Source organism: Psychrobacter sp. AOP5-GZ1-6, from assembly GCF_052376345.1.
Classification (GTDB): Bacteria; Pseudomonadota; Gammaproteobacteria; order Pseudomonadales; family Moraxellaceae; genus Psychrobacter.
In genome coordinates, this window is the sequence record NZ_JBQSVP010000009.1 from 1 (window position 1) to 17,077 (window position 17,077).

General features: G+C 39.3%; 16 protein-coding genes. 6 read left to right on the top strand and 10 right to left on the bottom strand.

Features of this window, described 5'->3' with window-relative positions; translation table 11 throughout:
* The first annotated feature begins 194 nt into the window (after positions 1-194).
* Positions 195-473 carry a DUF4377 domain-containing protein gene (locus ACT3RN_RS02550; RefSeq protein ID WP_444518450.1) on the top strand — a complete coding sequence of 93 codons (279 nt, stop codon included), beginning with the start codon at positions 195-197 and terminating at the stop codon, positions 471-473.
* Between the two features lie 67 nt (positions 474-540).
* On the opposite strand, the gene ACT3RN_RS02555 is transcribed toward ACT3RN_RS02550, so the two are convergent.
* The gene (locus ACT3RN_RS02555) at positions 541-819 is read right to left on the bottom strand and encodes a peptidylprolyl isomerase (RefSeq protein ID WP_192520637.1); all 279 of its coding nucleotides are present in this window, start codon (positions 817-819) and stop codon (positions 541-543) included.
* A 372-nt stretch (positions 820-1,191) separates the two neighbouring features.
* Between ACT3RN_RS02555 and ACT3RN_RS02560 the strand changes: the two genes are divergently transcribed.
* Complete coding sequence (locus ACT3RN_RS02560; protein WP_192520636.1) at positions 1,192-2,019, top strand: alpha/beta fold hydrolase; 828 nt, start codon at positions 1,192-1,194, stop codon at positions 2,017-2,019.
* A 612-nt stretch (positions 2,020-2,631) separates the two neighbouring features.
* Positions 2,632-3,906 carry a tyrosine-type recombinase/integrase gene (locus tag ACT3RN_RS02565; protein ID WP_192520635.1) on the top strand — a complete coding sequence of 425 codons (1,275 nt, stop codon included), beginning with the start codon at positions 2,632-2,634 and terminating at the stop codon, positions 3,904-3,906.
* Positions 3,907-3,935: 29 nt separating this feature from the next.
* Here the strand turns inward: ACT3RN_RS02565 and ACT3RN_RS02570 are convergent, their stop codons facing one another.
* The 3 genes from ACT3RN_RS02570 to ACT3RN_RS02580 form a co-directional block, all read right to left on the bottom strand.
* Entirely contained in the window at positions 3,936-4,907 is a 972-nt protein-coding gene (locus ACT3RN_RS02570) for a TauD/TfdA family dioxygenase (RefSeq protein ID WP_442074676.1), read from the bottom strand.
* A gap of 144 nt (positions 4,908-5,051) precedes the next feature.
* Positions 5,052-5,921 carry a phytanoyl-CoA dioxygenase family protein gene (locus ACT3RN_RS02575; RefSeq protein ID WP_192992279.1) on the bottom strand — a complete coding sequence of 290 codons (870 nt, stop codon included), beginning with the start codon at positions 5,919-5,921 and terminating at the stop codon, positions 5,052-5,054.
* An 82-nt stretch (positions 5,922-6,003) separates the two neighbouring features.
* Entirely contained in the window at positions 6,004-6,864 is an 861-nt protein-coding gene (locus ACT3RN_RS02580) for an ABC transporter substrate-binding protein (protein WP_192518448.1), read from the bottom strand.
* A 209-nt stretch (positions 6,865-7,073) separates the two neighbouring features.
* Here ACT3RN_RS02580 and ACT3RN_RS02585 point away from each other — a divergent pair, with 209 nt between their 5' ends.
* Positions 7,074-7,823 (top strand): class II aldolase/adducin family protein, encoded by a 750-nt coding sequence (locus tag ACT3RN_RS02585; RefSeq protein WP_442062985.1) that lies wholly within the window; start codon positions 7,074-7,076, stop codon positions 7,821-7,823.
* A gap of 366 nt (positions 7,824-8,189) precedes the next feature.
* Here the strand turns inward: ACT3RN_RS02585 and ACT3RN_RS02590 are convergent, their stop codons facing one another.
* The 4 genes from ACT3RN_RS02590 to ACT3RN_RS02605 form a co-directional block, all read right to left on the bottom strand.
* Complete coding sequence (locus ACT3RN_RS02590) at positions 8,190-9,707, bottom strand: amino acid ABC transporter permease/ATP-binding protein (protein WP_442074675.1); 1,518 nt, start codon at positions 9,705-9,707, stop codon at positions 8,190-8,192.
* A 229-nt stretch (positions 9,708-9,936) separates the two neighbouring features.
* Positions 9,937-10,905 carry a LysR family transcriptional regulator gene (locus ACT3RN_RS02595; protein WP_192518450.1) on the bottom strand — a complete coding sequence of 323 codons (969 nt, stop codon included), beginning with the start codon at positions 10,903-10,905 and terminating at the stop codon, positions 9,937-9,939.
* Between the two features lie 26 nt (positions 10,906-10,931).
* Positions 10,932-11,603 carry a DUF1028 domain-containing protein gene (locus tag ACT3RN_RS02600; RefSeq protein WP_442063402.1) on the bottom strand — a complete coding sequence of 224 codons (672 nt, stop codon included), beginning with the start codon at positions 11,601-11,603 and terminating at the stop codon, positions 10,932-10,934.
* Positions 11,604-11,630: 27 nt separating this feature from the next.
* The gene (locus tag ACT3RN_RS02605; RefSeq protein ID WP_442063401.1) at positions 11,631-12,038 is read right to left on the bottom strand and encodes a RidA family protein; all 408 of its coding nucleotides are present in this window, start codon (positions 12,036-12,038) and stop codon (positions 11,631-11,633) included.
* Positions 12,039-12,336: 298 nt separating this feature from the next.
* On the opposite strand from ACT3RN_RS02605, the gene ACT3RN_RS02610 reads away from it, so the two are divergent.
* Entirely contained in the window at positions 12,337-13,599 is a 1,263-nt protein-coding gene (locus ACT3RN_RS02610; protein ID WP_192518453.1) for a flavin-containing monooxygenase, read from the top strand.
* Positions 13,600-13,761: 162 nt separating this feature from the next.
* Here ACT3RN_RS02610 and ACT3RN_RS02615 read toward each other — a convergent pair whose 3' ends face one another.
* On the bottom strand, positions 13,762-14,106 hold the full coding sequence (locus ACT3RN_RS02615) for a hypothetical protein (protein ID WP_442074674.1): 345 nt from the start codon (positions 14,104-14,106) through the stop codon (positions 13,762-13,764).
* Positions 14,107-14,280: 174 nt separating this feature from the next.
* A complete protein-coding gene (locus tag ACT3RN_RS02620; RefSeq protein ID WP_442074673.1) occupies positions 14,281-15,483 on the bottom strand; it encodes a hypothetical protein in 1,203 nt (400 codons plus the stop codon).
* Between the two features lie 536 nt (positions 15,484-16,019).
* Here ACT3RN_RS02620 and ACT3RN_RS02625 point away from each other — a divergent pair.
* Positions 16,020-17,000: a LysR family transcriptional regulator gene (locus ACT3RN_RS02625; RefSeq protein ID WP_442074672.1), complete on the top strand. Its 981-nt coding sequence runs from the start codon at positions 16,020-16,022 to the stop codon at positions 16,998-17,000.
* The last annotated feature ends 77 nt before the right edge of the window (positions 17,001-17,077 follow it).

Sequence of the window (17,077 nt, forward strand, 5' to 3'; positions counted from 1 at the left end):
CATCGTTGAGCTTGGTGCGAGCCATAAGTGACGCCTTGTTTCTTTATTGTGGTAAACACTAGAGTAAGGCGTTGCTTATTTTTTTCAATGTTTTCTCAATTCTATACAGCCCCTATATAGAAGTCAAGGGTGATATAGAAATAACAGACAAGCAATCAAAGCCAGATGGCGAACGTCAGCTAACTGTACATGCCATGCCATATGTATTACGCAAAATCATCGTCGCTGACCATCAAGTAAACTGTGTAGGCGTCGCGCCACAATCATGCCTGTTAACAAAGCCAGCTGACCAAACGGATAGTCAAACAGATTGGCAGTACAGATATAGTGATATAGAGGGTTTTGATTATGAACCTAATTATGAGTATACCTTGCTTATCAAAAACACAGCCGTTGCTATGCCACCTGCTGATGCATCATCAGTACAGAGCGGGCTGGTACAAGTCATTGAAAAGAAAAGAACCCAACCCTAGTGATTAAAATGCAACCCCAAGGCAGCAGAGTGCAAGAGGTACACGCTGGTATGGCTGGCGAGGACACTTACGTCCGATAAAGCACTTTCACCACATGCCAACCAAATTTGGTTTTCACTAAATGCGGGGTGAAAAGTTCACCAGTAAAGCAGACTTTATCAAATGGCGGTACCATGTCGCCTTTTTGAAACTCACCTAAGCTACCGCCTTTTTTACCTGATGGGCAGGTTGAATATCGCTTAGCGAGCACATCAAACTTGGCACCCTTTTTAAGCTTGGCAATAATGTCTTCAGCCTGTTCTTTGTGTTTTACTAAAATGTGTAATGCGCTAGCGGTACGAGCCATAAGGTAGACCTTTTATAAAATATTGATTATTGGAGTATTATATCACTACTTATTATCTATAGTTGATCATGAGATATTGATACCGCTAAACAGCATCAAGTTGCCATTTAATACGTTAAAAGGTGTTTTTTTAAACTTTACAACATTATAAATTATTTAGGCATTTCAACAAACTCATAACGTTCGAGGTACAAACCAATAACCGTTAAAGCCATAATTTTCTTACTATTAATGTATGATGAACATCACTTTCTTCGGGTTGGTCTGCTTTACCTGACTTTAAAATAACAATTTTTGATACAACACCAGAACGACTTTTCTTACCCGCAGGATGGCCTCACAATCATTGATAGTCATTTTTAGGAGAACGCTATGAGTACTCAAATAACAAAAAACCATACGTACATTGATGGGCATAAAATTGCATTTTTGGAACAAGGCTCAGGTAGTCCGATAATTCTGCTACACGGGATTCCAACCAACAGCCTTATGTGGCGAAATATCATTCCAGAGCTTGCAAAGACACATCGTGTCATCGCCCCTGACCTTCTCAATTATGGTAAATCTGACAAACCAAACGATGCAGATGTGTCCATTAACGCTCAGAGTAGCATAATCGCAAAACTCATGGACGTCTTAGGTGCGCGGCGTGCTGATATTGTTGGGCATGATATTGGTGGCGGTATTGCGCAATTGATCGCAGTTAATTATCCAGAGAAAATTCGTAAGCTTGTCTTGATAGATAGTATCTGTTTTGATTCGTGGCCTATTCCAGAGTTTGAACCCTTGCAAGAGCCTGGCGCTGAGTCTGATATGAGCTCGGAGGATTTTTTAACCATGATGCGAGGCTTCTTACCAAAAGGCGTACAAGATAAGAGCATCATGACGGATGAGCTTATAGATATGTATCTTGAACCTTGGTCGACTGAAGATGGTAAGCATGCCTTTTTCCGTAACCTTGAACGGTTAAACAAGGAGTATACTCAGGCTATTGCTGACGATCTGAGTAACCTTCAGCAACAGACACTTATTATGTGGGGAGATCAAGATCCTTTCCAAAAACCGGACTATGCGCCAAAGTTAGTAGAAACGATTCCAAATGCGGAACTTGTTTGGATCAAAGATGTCGCTCATTGGTTAATTGACGAAAAACCTGATGAAATTGCAGAACACCTTAATCAGTTTTTAGCCAAGGCATAAAAGTCTATAAACAACCAACACAGCGCTTCACTAAGCTACGACTCAATTGTGGCTGAGTGAAGCGTTTTGAGTGTTTTGTATGACAGGAAATAAAATTGCTTATCAAATCATTTATCGCTCTGCTCAACCCCTCTTATTAATTGCCAATTCTTTAAATCCACACATTTACACACTGCTTTAAAAAGTACCTTAAAAACACCTCAAAATAATACTCTCTAAATTTGCACAGAACAGTACTATCACCCCTATTTTATTATTCTATGCTCGTACGCGAGCACTAATTAGGTAATAAATTCTTTGTAACTACTGATAAATATAGGTTACAGAGATTTTTTTCTTTAAATTTATGTACTGAAATTTTAGATAAAAACGATATTTATAGCATTTCAAGTGATAAATACATCACCCAATCGCTATTGTCTTAATTGTTGGTACATTATGCTATAATCATCCCCAAGTGAACCTTGGGGATGATTGTTAGTTAAACTGCTTTTTATAAAGGAATTTTTATAAATAAAAATATTCAAGGTGTCCATCAAGGTATCCAATAGTCAAGACAGTGATGGCTATATTCAATTAACGGTATCACCAACCATTACGACGGATATAAATATGGCAATCAACGACCTTAGTGATATCAATCAGCTGACCACTCAAAGCAAGACCTATTCAGTTCGTGTATCAGGTATGGCAGGTTTGAGCGTGCAAGTCTCACCAAGCGGCAAAAAATCATATTACCTGCGTTACGCACATCCGCATATTAAAGGCAAACGTCCCAAAATCATGATGGGTAGTATTGAAGAGGTCAGTTTATATGAGGTTAAGTATAAGGCAGAATCTATACTCGCCCTTGTAGCAAAAGGGGTTGACCCCAAAGCGCGTCACCAAAAGGAAAAAACCCATAAATATGCGCACTTAAAAAACGCACCTTTTTCTGAGGTGGCTCAGGCATGGCGTGCCAATAAAATGGCGACTCGCCATAAGGGTAAAGGCAATAAAGCAGGGTTTAGCGATTCAACACTTAAATTTTGGGATTTATGCTTAGGATATATGTGCGCTGAGATTGGCGATTTGAGGATGAACGACATTACCAGCGAAGTTATTTTAACGGTGTGTGAGTCGATTCAAAATAATAAGAACCAAGCGGCGTTCGTTGGGGCCAGTACTAGGCTCTATACAGAAAAAGTGTTTTCATTTGCGGTGGCGCGCGGCTTGTGTGATAGGAATGTGGCTATAGATACCCGAGGAGAGCTGGCACCTGCCAACTCAGGCAGGCACTTACCAGCCATCACCAAGCCAGATAAATTCGCAACCTTATTACAAGACATGGCATCATTCAATGGTGCGAGTACGATTACCATTGCCGCCATCAATTTATTACCTTATGTGTTTGTGCGTAGTATTGATTTGCGTTCTATGCGCTGGCAAGACATAGATTGGGACAAACGTATATGGGCGTTTTCTCCAACCAAAGGCCAAGGGCGTGATGATATGGTGTCAGATCTAGTGGTGCCATTAGCGGCGCAGGTCATTGCAAGACTGCAAGAGATACAAGCTATCACTGGTCATAAAGAATATGTGTTTTCATCAATGCGCACTTCAAGTAATGCTTATATCAGTAAAGCAGCACTGGTACAGGTATTTCATCGGCTTGGCTATAAAAATGTGCAATGTGCCCATGGATTTCGGGCATCAGCTAAAACCCTACTGATGGAGCAGCCTGATCTGCGCTATTCAGACATCGTCACAGAGCTGCAGCTAGGTCATCGTATCAAAGATACTCATGGCGGTGCCTATAATCGCCTTGATGAAATAGATACCAGAGTAAAGATGATGCAGGATTGGGCAGATTATATAGATACACTTCGGTGTTGCACCCAAGCATAATGTCATTTAAATATGAGCCTTATAGTATTTTATGAAAACCCATTCTTACCAGGAAAGTCTGGAGCCAAAGCTCTTGCATTTGTCATTTTCAACCAAAGTCTAACCAGTTTTCGGTTTTTATCTTGATCTTCATAATCTTCAAAAGATTTTCTTGAATGCATCACTACATAATTATTACATAGCTGAATATCACCCGGTTCAAGCATCATATCTAGTCTATATTCAGGTCGATGGCTTATTTCATCGAATATATCAAGGGCATCAGTCTGAACACGTGAGATTGGAATATTTATTTTTTCATGACCTAATTCTATATATTTTCTTAAATAGCGACATGCCAACTTTCCTTCCCAATAACTAAAAATTGGACTTATAGACGGGTTATTACTGCCTAAATGATGATAATAGGCAGGGTGATAATAATAAGCCAAATATTCAGGATATTCTTTTAAGATTGTATTATAGACAGATGCAAAGCTGACCAAACTGCTTTCACCGCCTATTTTAGCTTTCCTGATTGAGATCAAGCCCACTACGTCAGATAGGTCTGAGTGATATGGCAGGTACGTATTGGTTTGATAAACCCGAGTCTCTTTTTTTGATAAATCTCCTACATTTTCAACATATCCTAATAATTGTTTATCCTTATTTTGATATACAGAGTCACCTAAATAGACGCCCAAAATATAAAACATATCTATTAACGCTTCTTCATTATATAAAAGCGGGTCTAGCCCCCTAATTACAATAAATCCGTACCCATTTTCCAATGCTTCAGAGATATTATTAATAAGATCCAAAAAAGCATCATCTTTAATCGGAACATCACTTTTCTTAAAATTTGGAGCAGATTTATTCAAACCTTTAATAAAATGTAGTGCGTTGTCCAACACTGAAATTAAGTGGCTATCTAATTCAATTATCCAGTCCTTTTTGGTACTTATATCCTGTCCTTTCCATGCGCATCGATCAGTAATAGGACTGGTTAAAATGGTTTTCATCCGGTAACTCCAGTTTTGTAATGACATTAACTTGAAATATAAATCAGCAGATGAGGACACACCCTAACTACTGAATAAATTCACTTAAAAGACTCCTTTATATAAAAGGAGCCCATGTTATTTAGATCTATACAAACTGTAATCTTAGGCCGTAGCAGCCATCTCTTGTTGAGTGAAAAACGAGGCACCATCAGGTACTTCGGGCAGCTGGATATTGTTCTCTGTTAATCTGACTGTACCGCTAGCGATACCTGTTACCAACGCACCTTCATGCTTGCTTGGTAAAGGGTTTGGCGATAGTGCTTGCGCATCTTCTGCGTTATAAACTGAGATAAACAGGTATCTGGGCAACTCGCTTTTGTTAGGGCCAGATGAGTGCAGCAATCTGCTATGCATAAAACAGATCGAACCAGGTTTACCAATACAAGGTACAAACTGTTGGCATTTCTCGCTTTCTACCTCATTACTCACTTTGCCCACAAACTTGCCGTCTTCCCAATGCGAATACAACTCTTCTTTATGGCTACCAGGCACCACCAACAGCGGTCCGTTTTCTAATGTAACTTCTCCAATCATGAGTAGTGCGGTTAGCATGTCATCATTGGTGTGAGGCGTAAATGGAAAGTCCTGATGCCATTTAACAGTGGTTGTGGTGTTGGGCAGTTTAGCATTGACTTTACTATGATGAAATCGTGTGCCGTTGCCGCCGATCAAATCGCCTGCCATTTCTGACATGGTAGATTTAAGTGCCATATCAGAGAACTTATCAGATATCTCTGTAGGAGATGTGACACGTCTTAAAGAAGGGTTATCGGCACTATGATCCTTTGGATCAATATCAAACCTTGCTCTACCATCCAGTGTCGCTCCCCACGCTTCGGTATGCGTCTTACTTTCATCGATCCAGGATTTTATCTCACCCAATAGGTCTGTCAGCTCAGCAGCCTCAATGGCATTTTCTACAACCAAATAACCATCATCATAATACTGTTGGATTTGCTCGCTCGTTAACATCTTAAATTCCTTCTATTTGCTTATAGTAAAACATCAATAAATCCGCTATCCCGTTACTTTTATCAAGCGAATTAACAATTGATTAATTCATAGTTTGATCAATATCTTCTTGACTTGGAACCGTCAGTCCATGGACGCTTAGTATTTTCTCTAGGTCACCTGACTGCTTCATTTGCTCGATACCATCTGCAATGATTTTATATGTTTCAGTATCTCCCTTTTTGACTGCTATACCGCCAACAATGGGAAAGAACTCTTGTGTAGAGCTTACCTTAACCCGATCACCTAACTTAGCAGCGGCAGACTTCATGACTGCTGCATCGTCATACTGAATATCAACCGCTCTAGACAATAGCGCTTGTGTGGTTTGAGGTGAGTTTTCATACTCATTGATGGTAATGGCAGGCTTATTTTGTGTGACACATTCTTGCGAGATGTCTGCCAATTGAGTAGAGAATGCCGTGCCTTTCATTGTACCAACCGTTTCGCCACATAGGTCATCTGCGCCTCTAGGTTCAACGTCTGAGTCACTACGTACCAATAAAGAGATGTCCGTCTTATAATAAGGAATCATATCAATTTGTTCTAGACGTTCTTTGGTGATATACATTGACGAGTACAGTACATCAAACTTACCACCTTTTAAGCCAGGAATTAAGTTTGCCCATCTTGTATCTTCCCATTTAGGCGTAATCGCACCATTAAGCTCAGCCACTTTGGCCATGATTTCTACGTCTATACCGCCTGGGTTGCCTTGTTCATCTAAATACTCATAGGGCGGAAACGTCATGTCTGACCCTATCGTAATTATTTGCTTATCAACACTTGCGTTTGTAGATGTGGCGTCACTATTTTCTGTATTGCTAGTGGGTGTTTCATTTGAACAAGCAGTTAGCGCTAAACCTGCAGTGACAGAGAGTAATATAAGTTTTAGTTGTTTCATCGTATTCATTCCTAAAGGGTTAGTGAATTTAAACAACAGTATCAACGGTGCTGATAACGTTAACAGGGCATACCCTAGTTATACTAAATTGCGTCTATTAAAAGCAATTTTGAAAAACCTACGCACTACTAATGTAAATCCTATTTAAAAACACAGTGCTGTTTTCAATACTCTCTGTATAGTAATAATCACACCCATAGGAGTATTTTATGACGAACTCAATAAGCAACTCTATGAAATCTGAAGCACAGGCACGTATTGACCTAGCCGCTTGTTTTCGCTGGTTTGCAAGGCTAAATATGCATGAAGCAGTTGCCAATCATTTCAGTGCTTCCGTGTCTGAAGATGGTAGCAAGTTTCTTATCAATCCAAAATGGCAACATTTTTCAACCATTAAAGCCAGTGACTTAATATTATTAGACACCAATAATCCTGATGAAGAACTGTTGGCAAGAATTGACCCAACCGCATGGGCCATACATGGTCAAATCCATCTATCAAGACCTGATATTAAATGTGTGCTGCACTTACATCCTATTTATACAACCACCATCTCTACGTTAAAAGACCCTGTTATTAAGCCTATTGATCAAAATACGGCACGTTATTTCAATCGCGTGAATTATGATAGATGCTATCAAGGTATGGCTGATACCAATGCAGAAGGTAAAAGATTAGCAGGCTTATTAGGCAACCATAGCCGTCTGATGATGGGCAATCACGGGATATTGATCGGCTCACACAGTATTGGTGTGGCGTTCGATGATATGTATACGATTGAAAGATCTTGTCAGGTCTTAGCAACCGCCTACGCAACCAATCAGCCCTTAAACATCATTCCTGATGACATCGCAGAGAAAACCGCTCAAGATTGGGAGTCTATTGAGGATTTTAGCGAAGCCCACCTTGAAGAAATAAAAAGACTGTTGTTAGCACAAGAGCCTGATTTTATTAAATAATTTATATTGCTTGGCGCACATCAAAAAACCACCTGCAAATAGGTGGTTTTTTATGGTCTTAGTAATTGTCTTAATGGTTGTATTAATAATTGCCAGTTGCGTTGTCGTGATTGCCACGCTGTGCTGATGCTATAAGTCAAAGAGTTCTTAAATGAGTACGAGGGTCTGTACGTTTATTACGTTTGCTCATTAGCACTTTTATTTAAAGGAGGACTACGTCGTAGCGCTCTAGTCATTCACTGACGATACTATGAGCACGTTAAGTTATGAAAATGCTGGATTATGAACACGCTGGCGTGCTACTAAAAAAGTAAACCGATATACATACATATATCGGTTTACTTTTGGTTTGAATAATAACTGCAATTACTGATCGACGTTTTTGATAAATTGATTAAACCTCTCATTGGTACTGTTTTCTAGTTCGGCTGGTGACCCTTGTTCTATGATATGACCACCTTCCATAAATATCACTCTATCCGAAATCTTAAAGGCAAAGCTCATCTCATGGGTCACAATAATCATGGTGAGACCCTCTTTGGCGAGTTGTTCCATGACTTTTAATACTTCACTCACTAATTCTGGATCTAATGCAGAGGTTGGCTCATCAAACAATATGATAGAAGGTTCCATCGCTAATGCACGGGCAATGGCCACTCGCTGTTTTTGACCACCAGATAACTGATGCGGATATTTTTTAGCATGCTCTCTCATACCTACTTTATCGAGCATTGCAATCGCTGTTAGCTGGTTAACGCCTTTGTCATACATTTTGTGATATTGAGGTGCTAGCATGATATTTTCTAAAACTGTTTTATGTGGAAACAAGTTAAAGTTTTGAAAGACCATACCGATATGCACAATTTGTTCTTTAAAAGGTTTAGACTTATCGGTTAATTCGGTATCTTTCAAAAATGGGTTGCCCATTAAATCAACCGTACCTTTATTCAGCGCCTCTAGACTGTTTAAGGTGCGAATAAATGTGGTTTTACCTGATCCTGATGGTCCAATGACCGACACCACCTCACCCCATTTTACTTTTAGGTCAATACCTTTTAATACATGATGATCGCCATATGATTTATGGATATCAGTGGCTTCAAGCGCATAATCGCCTTTTCTTTCGTTATTTATTTCTTTGTAGTTGTTTAAAGATTTATTGGTAGTGATACTGCTAACCAGCTCACCTTCTTTCAATATTGATGGGTTTTTTTTCGTAATATCTATAAATATTTCAAACTTTTGAATTAAAAAGCCAAAGACAGTGACAATAAGTACGTAATAAAAAGCAACGGCTAGCATGGTCTCAAGGACTAAGAAGTTTTGAGAATATAACCGTTGGCCAACCAGTAGAATCTCAGTTAAAGAGATAACTGACACCAATGAGGTTAATTTTACGATGACCACAAACTCATTACTCAGTGCAGGTAAGGCAATTCTTAATGCCTGCGGCACCACAATGAGTCTTTGAATGCCTATTGGTTTTATACCTAGTGCCTTGCCCGCTTCTACTTGAGCTTGATGCACCGCATTTAGACCGCCACGATGAATCTCAGCAATATAGGCTGACTCACATAATGTGAGTGCTATTAAACCTGAAATGAATGAGGATGCTAGTAGAAAGCTGGTTTTTGGAAACACCTGCGGCATACTATAAATAAAGATAAGCAATACCAATAAAGGCAAGCTACGGAACAACCATATGTAAGTTCTACTCAATAAAGAGACCGGTTTGATTTTGGATTTTTTACCTAATGCCAGTATAAAGCCTAACACTATGCCTAAAAACCATACTAAGACGCTAAGCTCAATAACGGTTAAGGTAGCGTACCAAAAGTTTGTATTTTTTAACAAACTAAACGTGTATACCCAATCAAATTGCATGTTCTATCCTCTAAAATTAGTTAATAACTGAGTTATGACAATGTTTCGATATGCCTGCTTAGAAGGCTGCTACGAGCTTTTAATCAATCAGTAGCAAGGTGTTCATTGGGTTAGTGTTTAACCTCGATTGAGCCTTGTCTACAAACTAAAACCAGAGAGTCGAAATGCTATTGAAATAGATCATCTTTCGTACTGAATGCGATTCTAGTGCTGTTGAATTGAGATTTTCTCATTCTTTTTCATTTCTGATATGAGCTTCCGAAAAATAAGAAACACTCATGCCTGGTATATATTGGTTTGAAATAAAGGCTTGGCAACGGCTAGCAAAAGCTTGTTGAACGTTGGTAAGACTTGCATTTTTAGGTGTGGCAATACCAATTTTCATAGGACGCACATCACCAGATATCCTAACCATGACCAACTCTTTACCGTCGTATGAAAAGTCAGTTTTTGGTCGAACATTTAAAATGGTGTAACCAATATTGTTGCCAACCATCGAACGAATGACATCAACGTATTTACAAGTTTCTTTAATGTTGGGTTTTAAACGCTTGGTACGAAAAAGCGAAAGAAAATAATCGTTACTGTAAGGCATATCTAGTAGTATCATCGGATACTCAGTCAGCTCTTCCAACGTAACGGCTGTGTTTTTAGCCAATGGATGAGATTTTGCCAAAAGCACATACGGTGGTAGGTCTGCTAATGGCGTAAAATTGATTAGATTTTCATCAATATGCAAGTCATATAATAATGCGAGATCTATCGTGTTTTGATTCAATTCTTGCAGCAAGTTATGGTGATCATCTATCACTGCTTCTAAATCTACCTGACTATATAAATGAGAAAACCCATGTATGATTTCAGCATAAATAAAAGGCGCAAAGGATGAAAAACACCCTACTTTAATTTTGCCGCGCATGACACCTGTGAAGTCAGCTGACATAGAATAAAGATCAGAAGATTGCGCGAGAATCACTTTGCAAGCATTTTTTACTTGCTCACCAATTTCTGTTAATAACAGCCCCTTAGCATGTTGGCGAATAAATAACTGCGCATGGAGCTCAGATTCCATATGCGCTATTGCCGCTGATATCGACGGAGATGAGATATGGATCTTTTCAGAAGCGATGATAATACTGCCACTTTCAGCGGTGGTAACAAAGTATTCCATTTGGCGTAGAGTGATGCGACTTAACACGATAAATCCTTTTGATTAAATAATATTTATAAGTCTCCAGGTACTCCATAACTTGGTGAAATCGTTGGGTTAAAAGCTCTTACAACATAATCGTCTAATTGAGGTTCGTAAATTCCCCACAATTGCTGTAAATCCTCTATTGGAGTGTCTGACCAATCAACTCGAAGATCTACAATCGGCCACGTGGCTTTATCTACTACTAGCAGCCCTGCAGAGTGCACTTCCCCTTCTTCTCCACCTGCGTTATACCCTGATACTAAGCTTTCAAGTAGTCTGCTGGCAAGCGCGCCTTCGCTTTTTTCAAAAGTATTTAGCATAGCTTCTGGCACAGCCGTGTTAGATAGCATATTTCCGGCGCAAGAAGCATTTTTTCCAACAACCGTAGAAAATGTGCCGAGGGTGTGCTCACCGCTAAATACAAAAGGTGCCCCTGTTGTATCTAACGCCATTAATTGGCGATATTGGATAAACTCTGTACTTTTAATTAGCTCTAGGCCAGCATCAGTGGGCGTTAAATTGTATTGCATCATCTCAAGCAATACTTGAGACAAGTTAGGGTCAGTTATATTTTGACTAGCAACCACACCAACACCAGCTTTAGCACGAATACACCTAGATGCCACTGCTGGTGATGATGAGCTAACCGCCGCTCCTAACTGTCCTGTTTTTGTGCAGCGTGCAATAATAGAAAAAGTCATCGTACATCCTTAATATAAATTATAGTTTTAGATCACAGCGGTGGCATCTACTTCTACCAACCATTCAGGACGTGCCAATGCAGAGACCACAATACCAGTGGATACAGGATGTACGCCTTTTAGCCAACGACCAACCACACGATAAACATCTTCGCGGTATCTAGGATCTATGATGTAAATGGTGATTTTGCAGATATCCTCTAGCTCTCCGCCAGCCTCTTTTAACAACATATCAATGTTGTACATTGCTTGTTCTGTTTGACCTTTGACATCGCCAATACAAACGCTTTCATTGGTCTCTAAATTTTGACCAATTTGCCCTCGTAAAAATACGGTGCTGCCTTTTGCCACCACTGCTTGGCATAAATCATTATCAATATTTTGTTCAGGGTAAGTATTTTTTGTATTAAAAGGTCGAATACGTGTGTGTTTCATGGGATGCCTCATGTCATGTTCAAATAAAGTAAATGCTATCTAAAGCGTGTTTTGGGCCTTATAAACAGTATGTCGCAAATCAATTTCAAGGCAAATTAAGATTTCCTTTCTAGTGATTAGGTTAAGCCATATCAAACTGATTCGGTTTTTTTGAGGTATAAATTCAGGACATATGATTGTCATTTGTAATATATAAAAATTATGATGAGGTCAGTGGATATGATTTATTGAGAGGATTTGACCTTAATAGAGTTGTTATGCCAAACATTCATATTTGTTTAATAGAGAGAATAGCCATATGTCAATCAACAACAAAAATATAGATACGCTCATCGTTGGTTCAGGTCAAGCTGGTATTGCCATGAGTGAGCATTTAAGCAATCTAGGTATCAATCACTTGGTATTAGAAAAAAACCGAATTGCTGAAGCATGGAGGACCCGTAGATGGGACTCACTAGTGGCCAACGGTCCTTGCTGGCATGACAAGTTTCCAAATATGGACTTTCCTCATGACCCAGAGAGTTTTGTACCACACAATGAAGTGGCTGAATATTTTGAACAATATGCCCACATGATTGATGCGCCAGTAGAAACTGGCGTAGAAGTACAAAATATTGTAAAAAACAAGAATATGATAGGTTTTACCGTCAAAACTAATCAAGGAGACGTTGTTGCCAATAATATCGTGGTCGCAACAGGGCCTTTCCAAAAACCCGTTATTCCTGCTATTGCTCCTCAAAAAACAGACTTATATCAAATACATTCTGATCAATACAAAAACCCCGATCAGCTCCCTGATGGTGCGGTATTGGTTGTTGGTGCAGGATCTTCAGGTGTACAAATTGCATCAGAACTCAATAGTGCTGGCAAAAAGGTGTATTTATCTGTGGGCCCGCACGAGCGACCACCACGTAAATATAGAGAAAGAGACAATGTTTGGTGGTTAGGTGTATTAGGCACATGGCACGAAACAAAGCCACCACAAAGACCTATTAAAGGGTTTGCGGTAAGCGGAATGAATGGTGGTCAAACTGTCGATTTTAGAAAAATGGGTCATGATGGCATCACTCTTGTAGGAATGACCAAAGCCTTTGAAGACAATACTGTCTCTTTTAATGACGATTTGGTTGACAACATTGTCAGTGCTGAGAAAAACTACTTAGATAATCTTGAAGAGATGGATGACTACATTGAAGCGAATGGTCTAGATTTGCCTGAAGAACCTGAAGCAAAAATTATCATGGATATGCCTGACTCTATGAAAAACCCCATCCATGAATTGGATTTTGAAAAAGACAATATCACCAGTATTATTTGGGCATCCGGTTTTGGCTATGATTACAACTGGCTACCGTTCGATATTTTTCAAGAAAATGGTGCGCCGATACACAATAGAGGCATCACCAGCGAGCCAGGCATTTACTTTGTTGGTTTGCCGTACCTGTCTAGTAAAGGCTCTAGCTTTATTTGGGGCGTATGGCATGATGCCAAACGTATTGCCGAATATATTGACATACAAAGACAGTATCAAAGCTATAAACTGGCTGAGAAATCTGATTAATGTTATAAATCTATAATGCTTTATTATTAGGGCATGTTGCATAGTCAACAGGCCCTAATTTGGTTTAAGTCCCCAAACTAGTCAAAACGTCTAAGATTGAGAGAACGCCTTAGTAGTTCGCTGACTACACCAGTGACCTGGGCTGCAATGCTTACTGCGACCTCATTCTGCCTCATGATATAAGACTCTCTTCGCTTCCATTCTAAACATTTCCTGACTCAAAACTGGCTCCCTATTCACTACATTATCTGTTTCACGTACTACAGAGCTGTCAGTCTCTCTATACAAGGTATTCTGCGACTCTTGTCTAAAATCATCATAACTAATGACAGCATCAACTATGGGGCTATCAGGAACACGATTGAGGTCTGATTTATTGTTTTGCATGTTTAATAACTGCGAGTTACTGACTAGCTGGTGATGGCTAAGAGAGACACTATCAGTTGTTGGAAATATTGTGGTGATATTCGAGTTTTGAGAAATGGTTGCAAAAAAATAGTTAGACATAACAATAGTGATCACCAACAACATACCGACTGTGATGATTATTTTTATGTTACTAGAAGGCTTTCTTTGACTTTTTTGTTGGCGTAACTCATGCGTTTTGATATTGATTTCATCCGTTTTATCAATAATCTAGAAAAGATAAGAGCAACTAGCTGTATATATAGTAAAGCGAACCTAATCATTGGTCTCACGATACAATGTATTTTGTGACTCCTGTCTAAAATCCTCGTAACTAATGGCTGGTTTAGCTTGCGCCTCACTAGATACTGCGTCATCTGAGGTGGTATCTGTGGTCTTTTTCTCATCGATAGCCGCATTGCTATTGCTATCGACAATATCGTTATTGGCGCTCTGATTCTCACCAGTTAGCTCATCCTGTTGTGAGGCTGCTGGTGTCTCTGTAACGCTGATCTCAGTATCAGTATCAGTATCAGTATCAGTTTGGGCATTACTGTTGGCTACTTGTTCCTCGTCAGAACTAGGCGCACTATCCGTTGGCACCGTATCGACATTACTATTAATATTTGATTCAGTATTATCAGCGGTAGCTGTGTCTGTTGGAAAAACGCCCATAAAAACAAGTGTTGCTATAACAATAGCAATCAATACTAAACCCAAAATCAGACCAATAACGAGCGTTTTTTTATTATTTGCTGGCTTGTTTTTTGCTTCTGTAGCAGCTGGTATATTGACAGCCTGCTGTTTCTGCGTTTCTTGTGTAGCTTCGTCATCATTAGCTATAGAGGTCGTCTCATCCGTATTGCAGAGCTGGTCAGACTCTGATTCAACAATTTCGTTGTCACTCTCCGCATGAGTATCATCAAAATCAATCTCTAAGGAATCATCTGTATCAATAGACAGTACTTGATCTGAGAAATCTGACTCTGATTCAACAATTTCGTTGTCACTTTCCACATGAGTATCATCAAAATCAATTTCTAGGAATTCATCTGTATCAATAGACAGTACTTGATCTGAAAAATCTGACTCTGACTCAACAATTTCGTTGTTACTTTCCACATGAGTATCATCAGAATCAATTTCTAGGAATTCATCTGTATCAATAGACAGTACTTGATCTGAAAAATCAAACACGGTATCTGTTTCAGCCTGATCTATACTCAATGTGTTATTTAACAGATGAGTATCATTATCTGAATCGGTACGCAGCTCAAGCTCTGTTTTTCCAGAAGGCTGATATTTAGGTGCTAACTTAATATTTTCAGATTGTGTTAAGTCTTCACTATTAGTGTTTTCTACACGACTGACGAACCGATCATAGATATTATTATTGGTGCGAGCACGTGGATTTCTAGTGGTGATTTCCGCCAACTTTTCTTCAAAATCTGTACCAATATCTGTTTTTTTGTCGCTCATAAAATAATACCAAACCAGTTTATTACTACAGTGTAACTATATCGTTATCAAATAATATAATTGTTCATCTTATTATCTTCAAGTACAAAATATTTTATAGTGAAAGTATATTGTAAATATCGTTACTATTCTGCATATTTTCTAACTTATAGTTAAATTTATATAAATTCGATATATTGCAATCCTTGCTAACTGTACGAGTATGTCGCTACTTTGGCTATGACAAAGCTTTTTTAATACCTGAATATAATAACCAATGAAAAATAGAAATGAGCAATACAAACAACGCCTGGTTGGCTTTGAGTTAACAGCTCAACTAGCCCTATGTTTAACAGACTCTAATATTGGTCGGTGAATAGGTGGTTATATGGATAGAGGTATGCACTATACTAATAAGCCATAGAGTGGCTATAGTCACTCCTCTATCTACTGGATACGGCGTCAGTCTCGCTTAGCTTACTATTTGCAGCACTTTCACTTGGTTTCCTTGTATCCAAGTTATATTGAACCGACTATATCAACACAGGTTTAACGGTATGGACTTAAAACAACTGAATGCCTTTATATCTATCGCAGAGTTGCGTAGCTTTAGCGCGGCGGCAACCAAGACAGGGTTGTCACAGCCTACTCTGAGCCGCTTACTCAAACAGCTCGAAACCGATATGGGTGTGGAGCTGGTTGATCGTTATCATAGGCCGCTCGATTTGACTGAGGCTGGTGCATTTTTTTACGATAAAATCAGTGCTATTCTAACAGAGATTGATACAGTGACCAGTATGACGCAGCGGTTATCCGCACCAAGTAGTATTCTTAATATTGGTTTTGTTCCTTCCGTGCTCTATGGGTTGCTCCCAGAAATCATTGCTAGGCTCAAGCAGTCCAGTCCTGATATTGAAGTCAATCTCAAAGATATCAGCTCCTATCAGCAAATGGATGCTCTAAAATCTGGTGATATCGACATTGGCTTTGGTCGTTTTGCGCATCAAGACCCATGGGTTCAGCAAATATTACTGCGCCATGAACGCTATGTCGTTGCCTTACCTAAAGCGCATGCTTTAGCACATGTACGTGAGCAGAGGCTGATAGACTTGGCAAACAACCGATTGATTCTATATCATCAAACACGTTTGCCGATGGCCACGCCAAACGCTCATACCAAAACGCTTCATACGAATAAAGAATCGGCAACCAACAATACGCCCATTACTGAGCCTTTGCTGCATTTATTTGCACAATACGGTATTTCTCCTTTTATGACAACAACGGTGAGTGATTTACAGATCGCACTGGGTCTAGTAGCAGCAGGTGAAGGTATTACGCTCGTACCTGCCAGCCTACAAACGGTACGTACCGAACAAATCAGCTATCAACGCTTGGTGCATGAAAACGTTACCTCCCCTATCTATCTACACACGCTCAAAGACTTCGTTCATCCTAGTATTCCTGATTTACTGACTGCTATTTATCATGTTTATGAACAACGTGGTATTACTTATCGACATCAGAAATTTACCTAAAAAACTGATTATTAACCATTCGTTAGCTTAGGTGATGAAAATAATCATTATCTCGTATCATTATAGATATGCTAAAG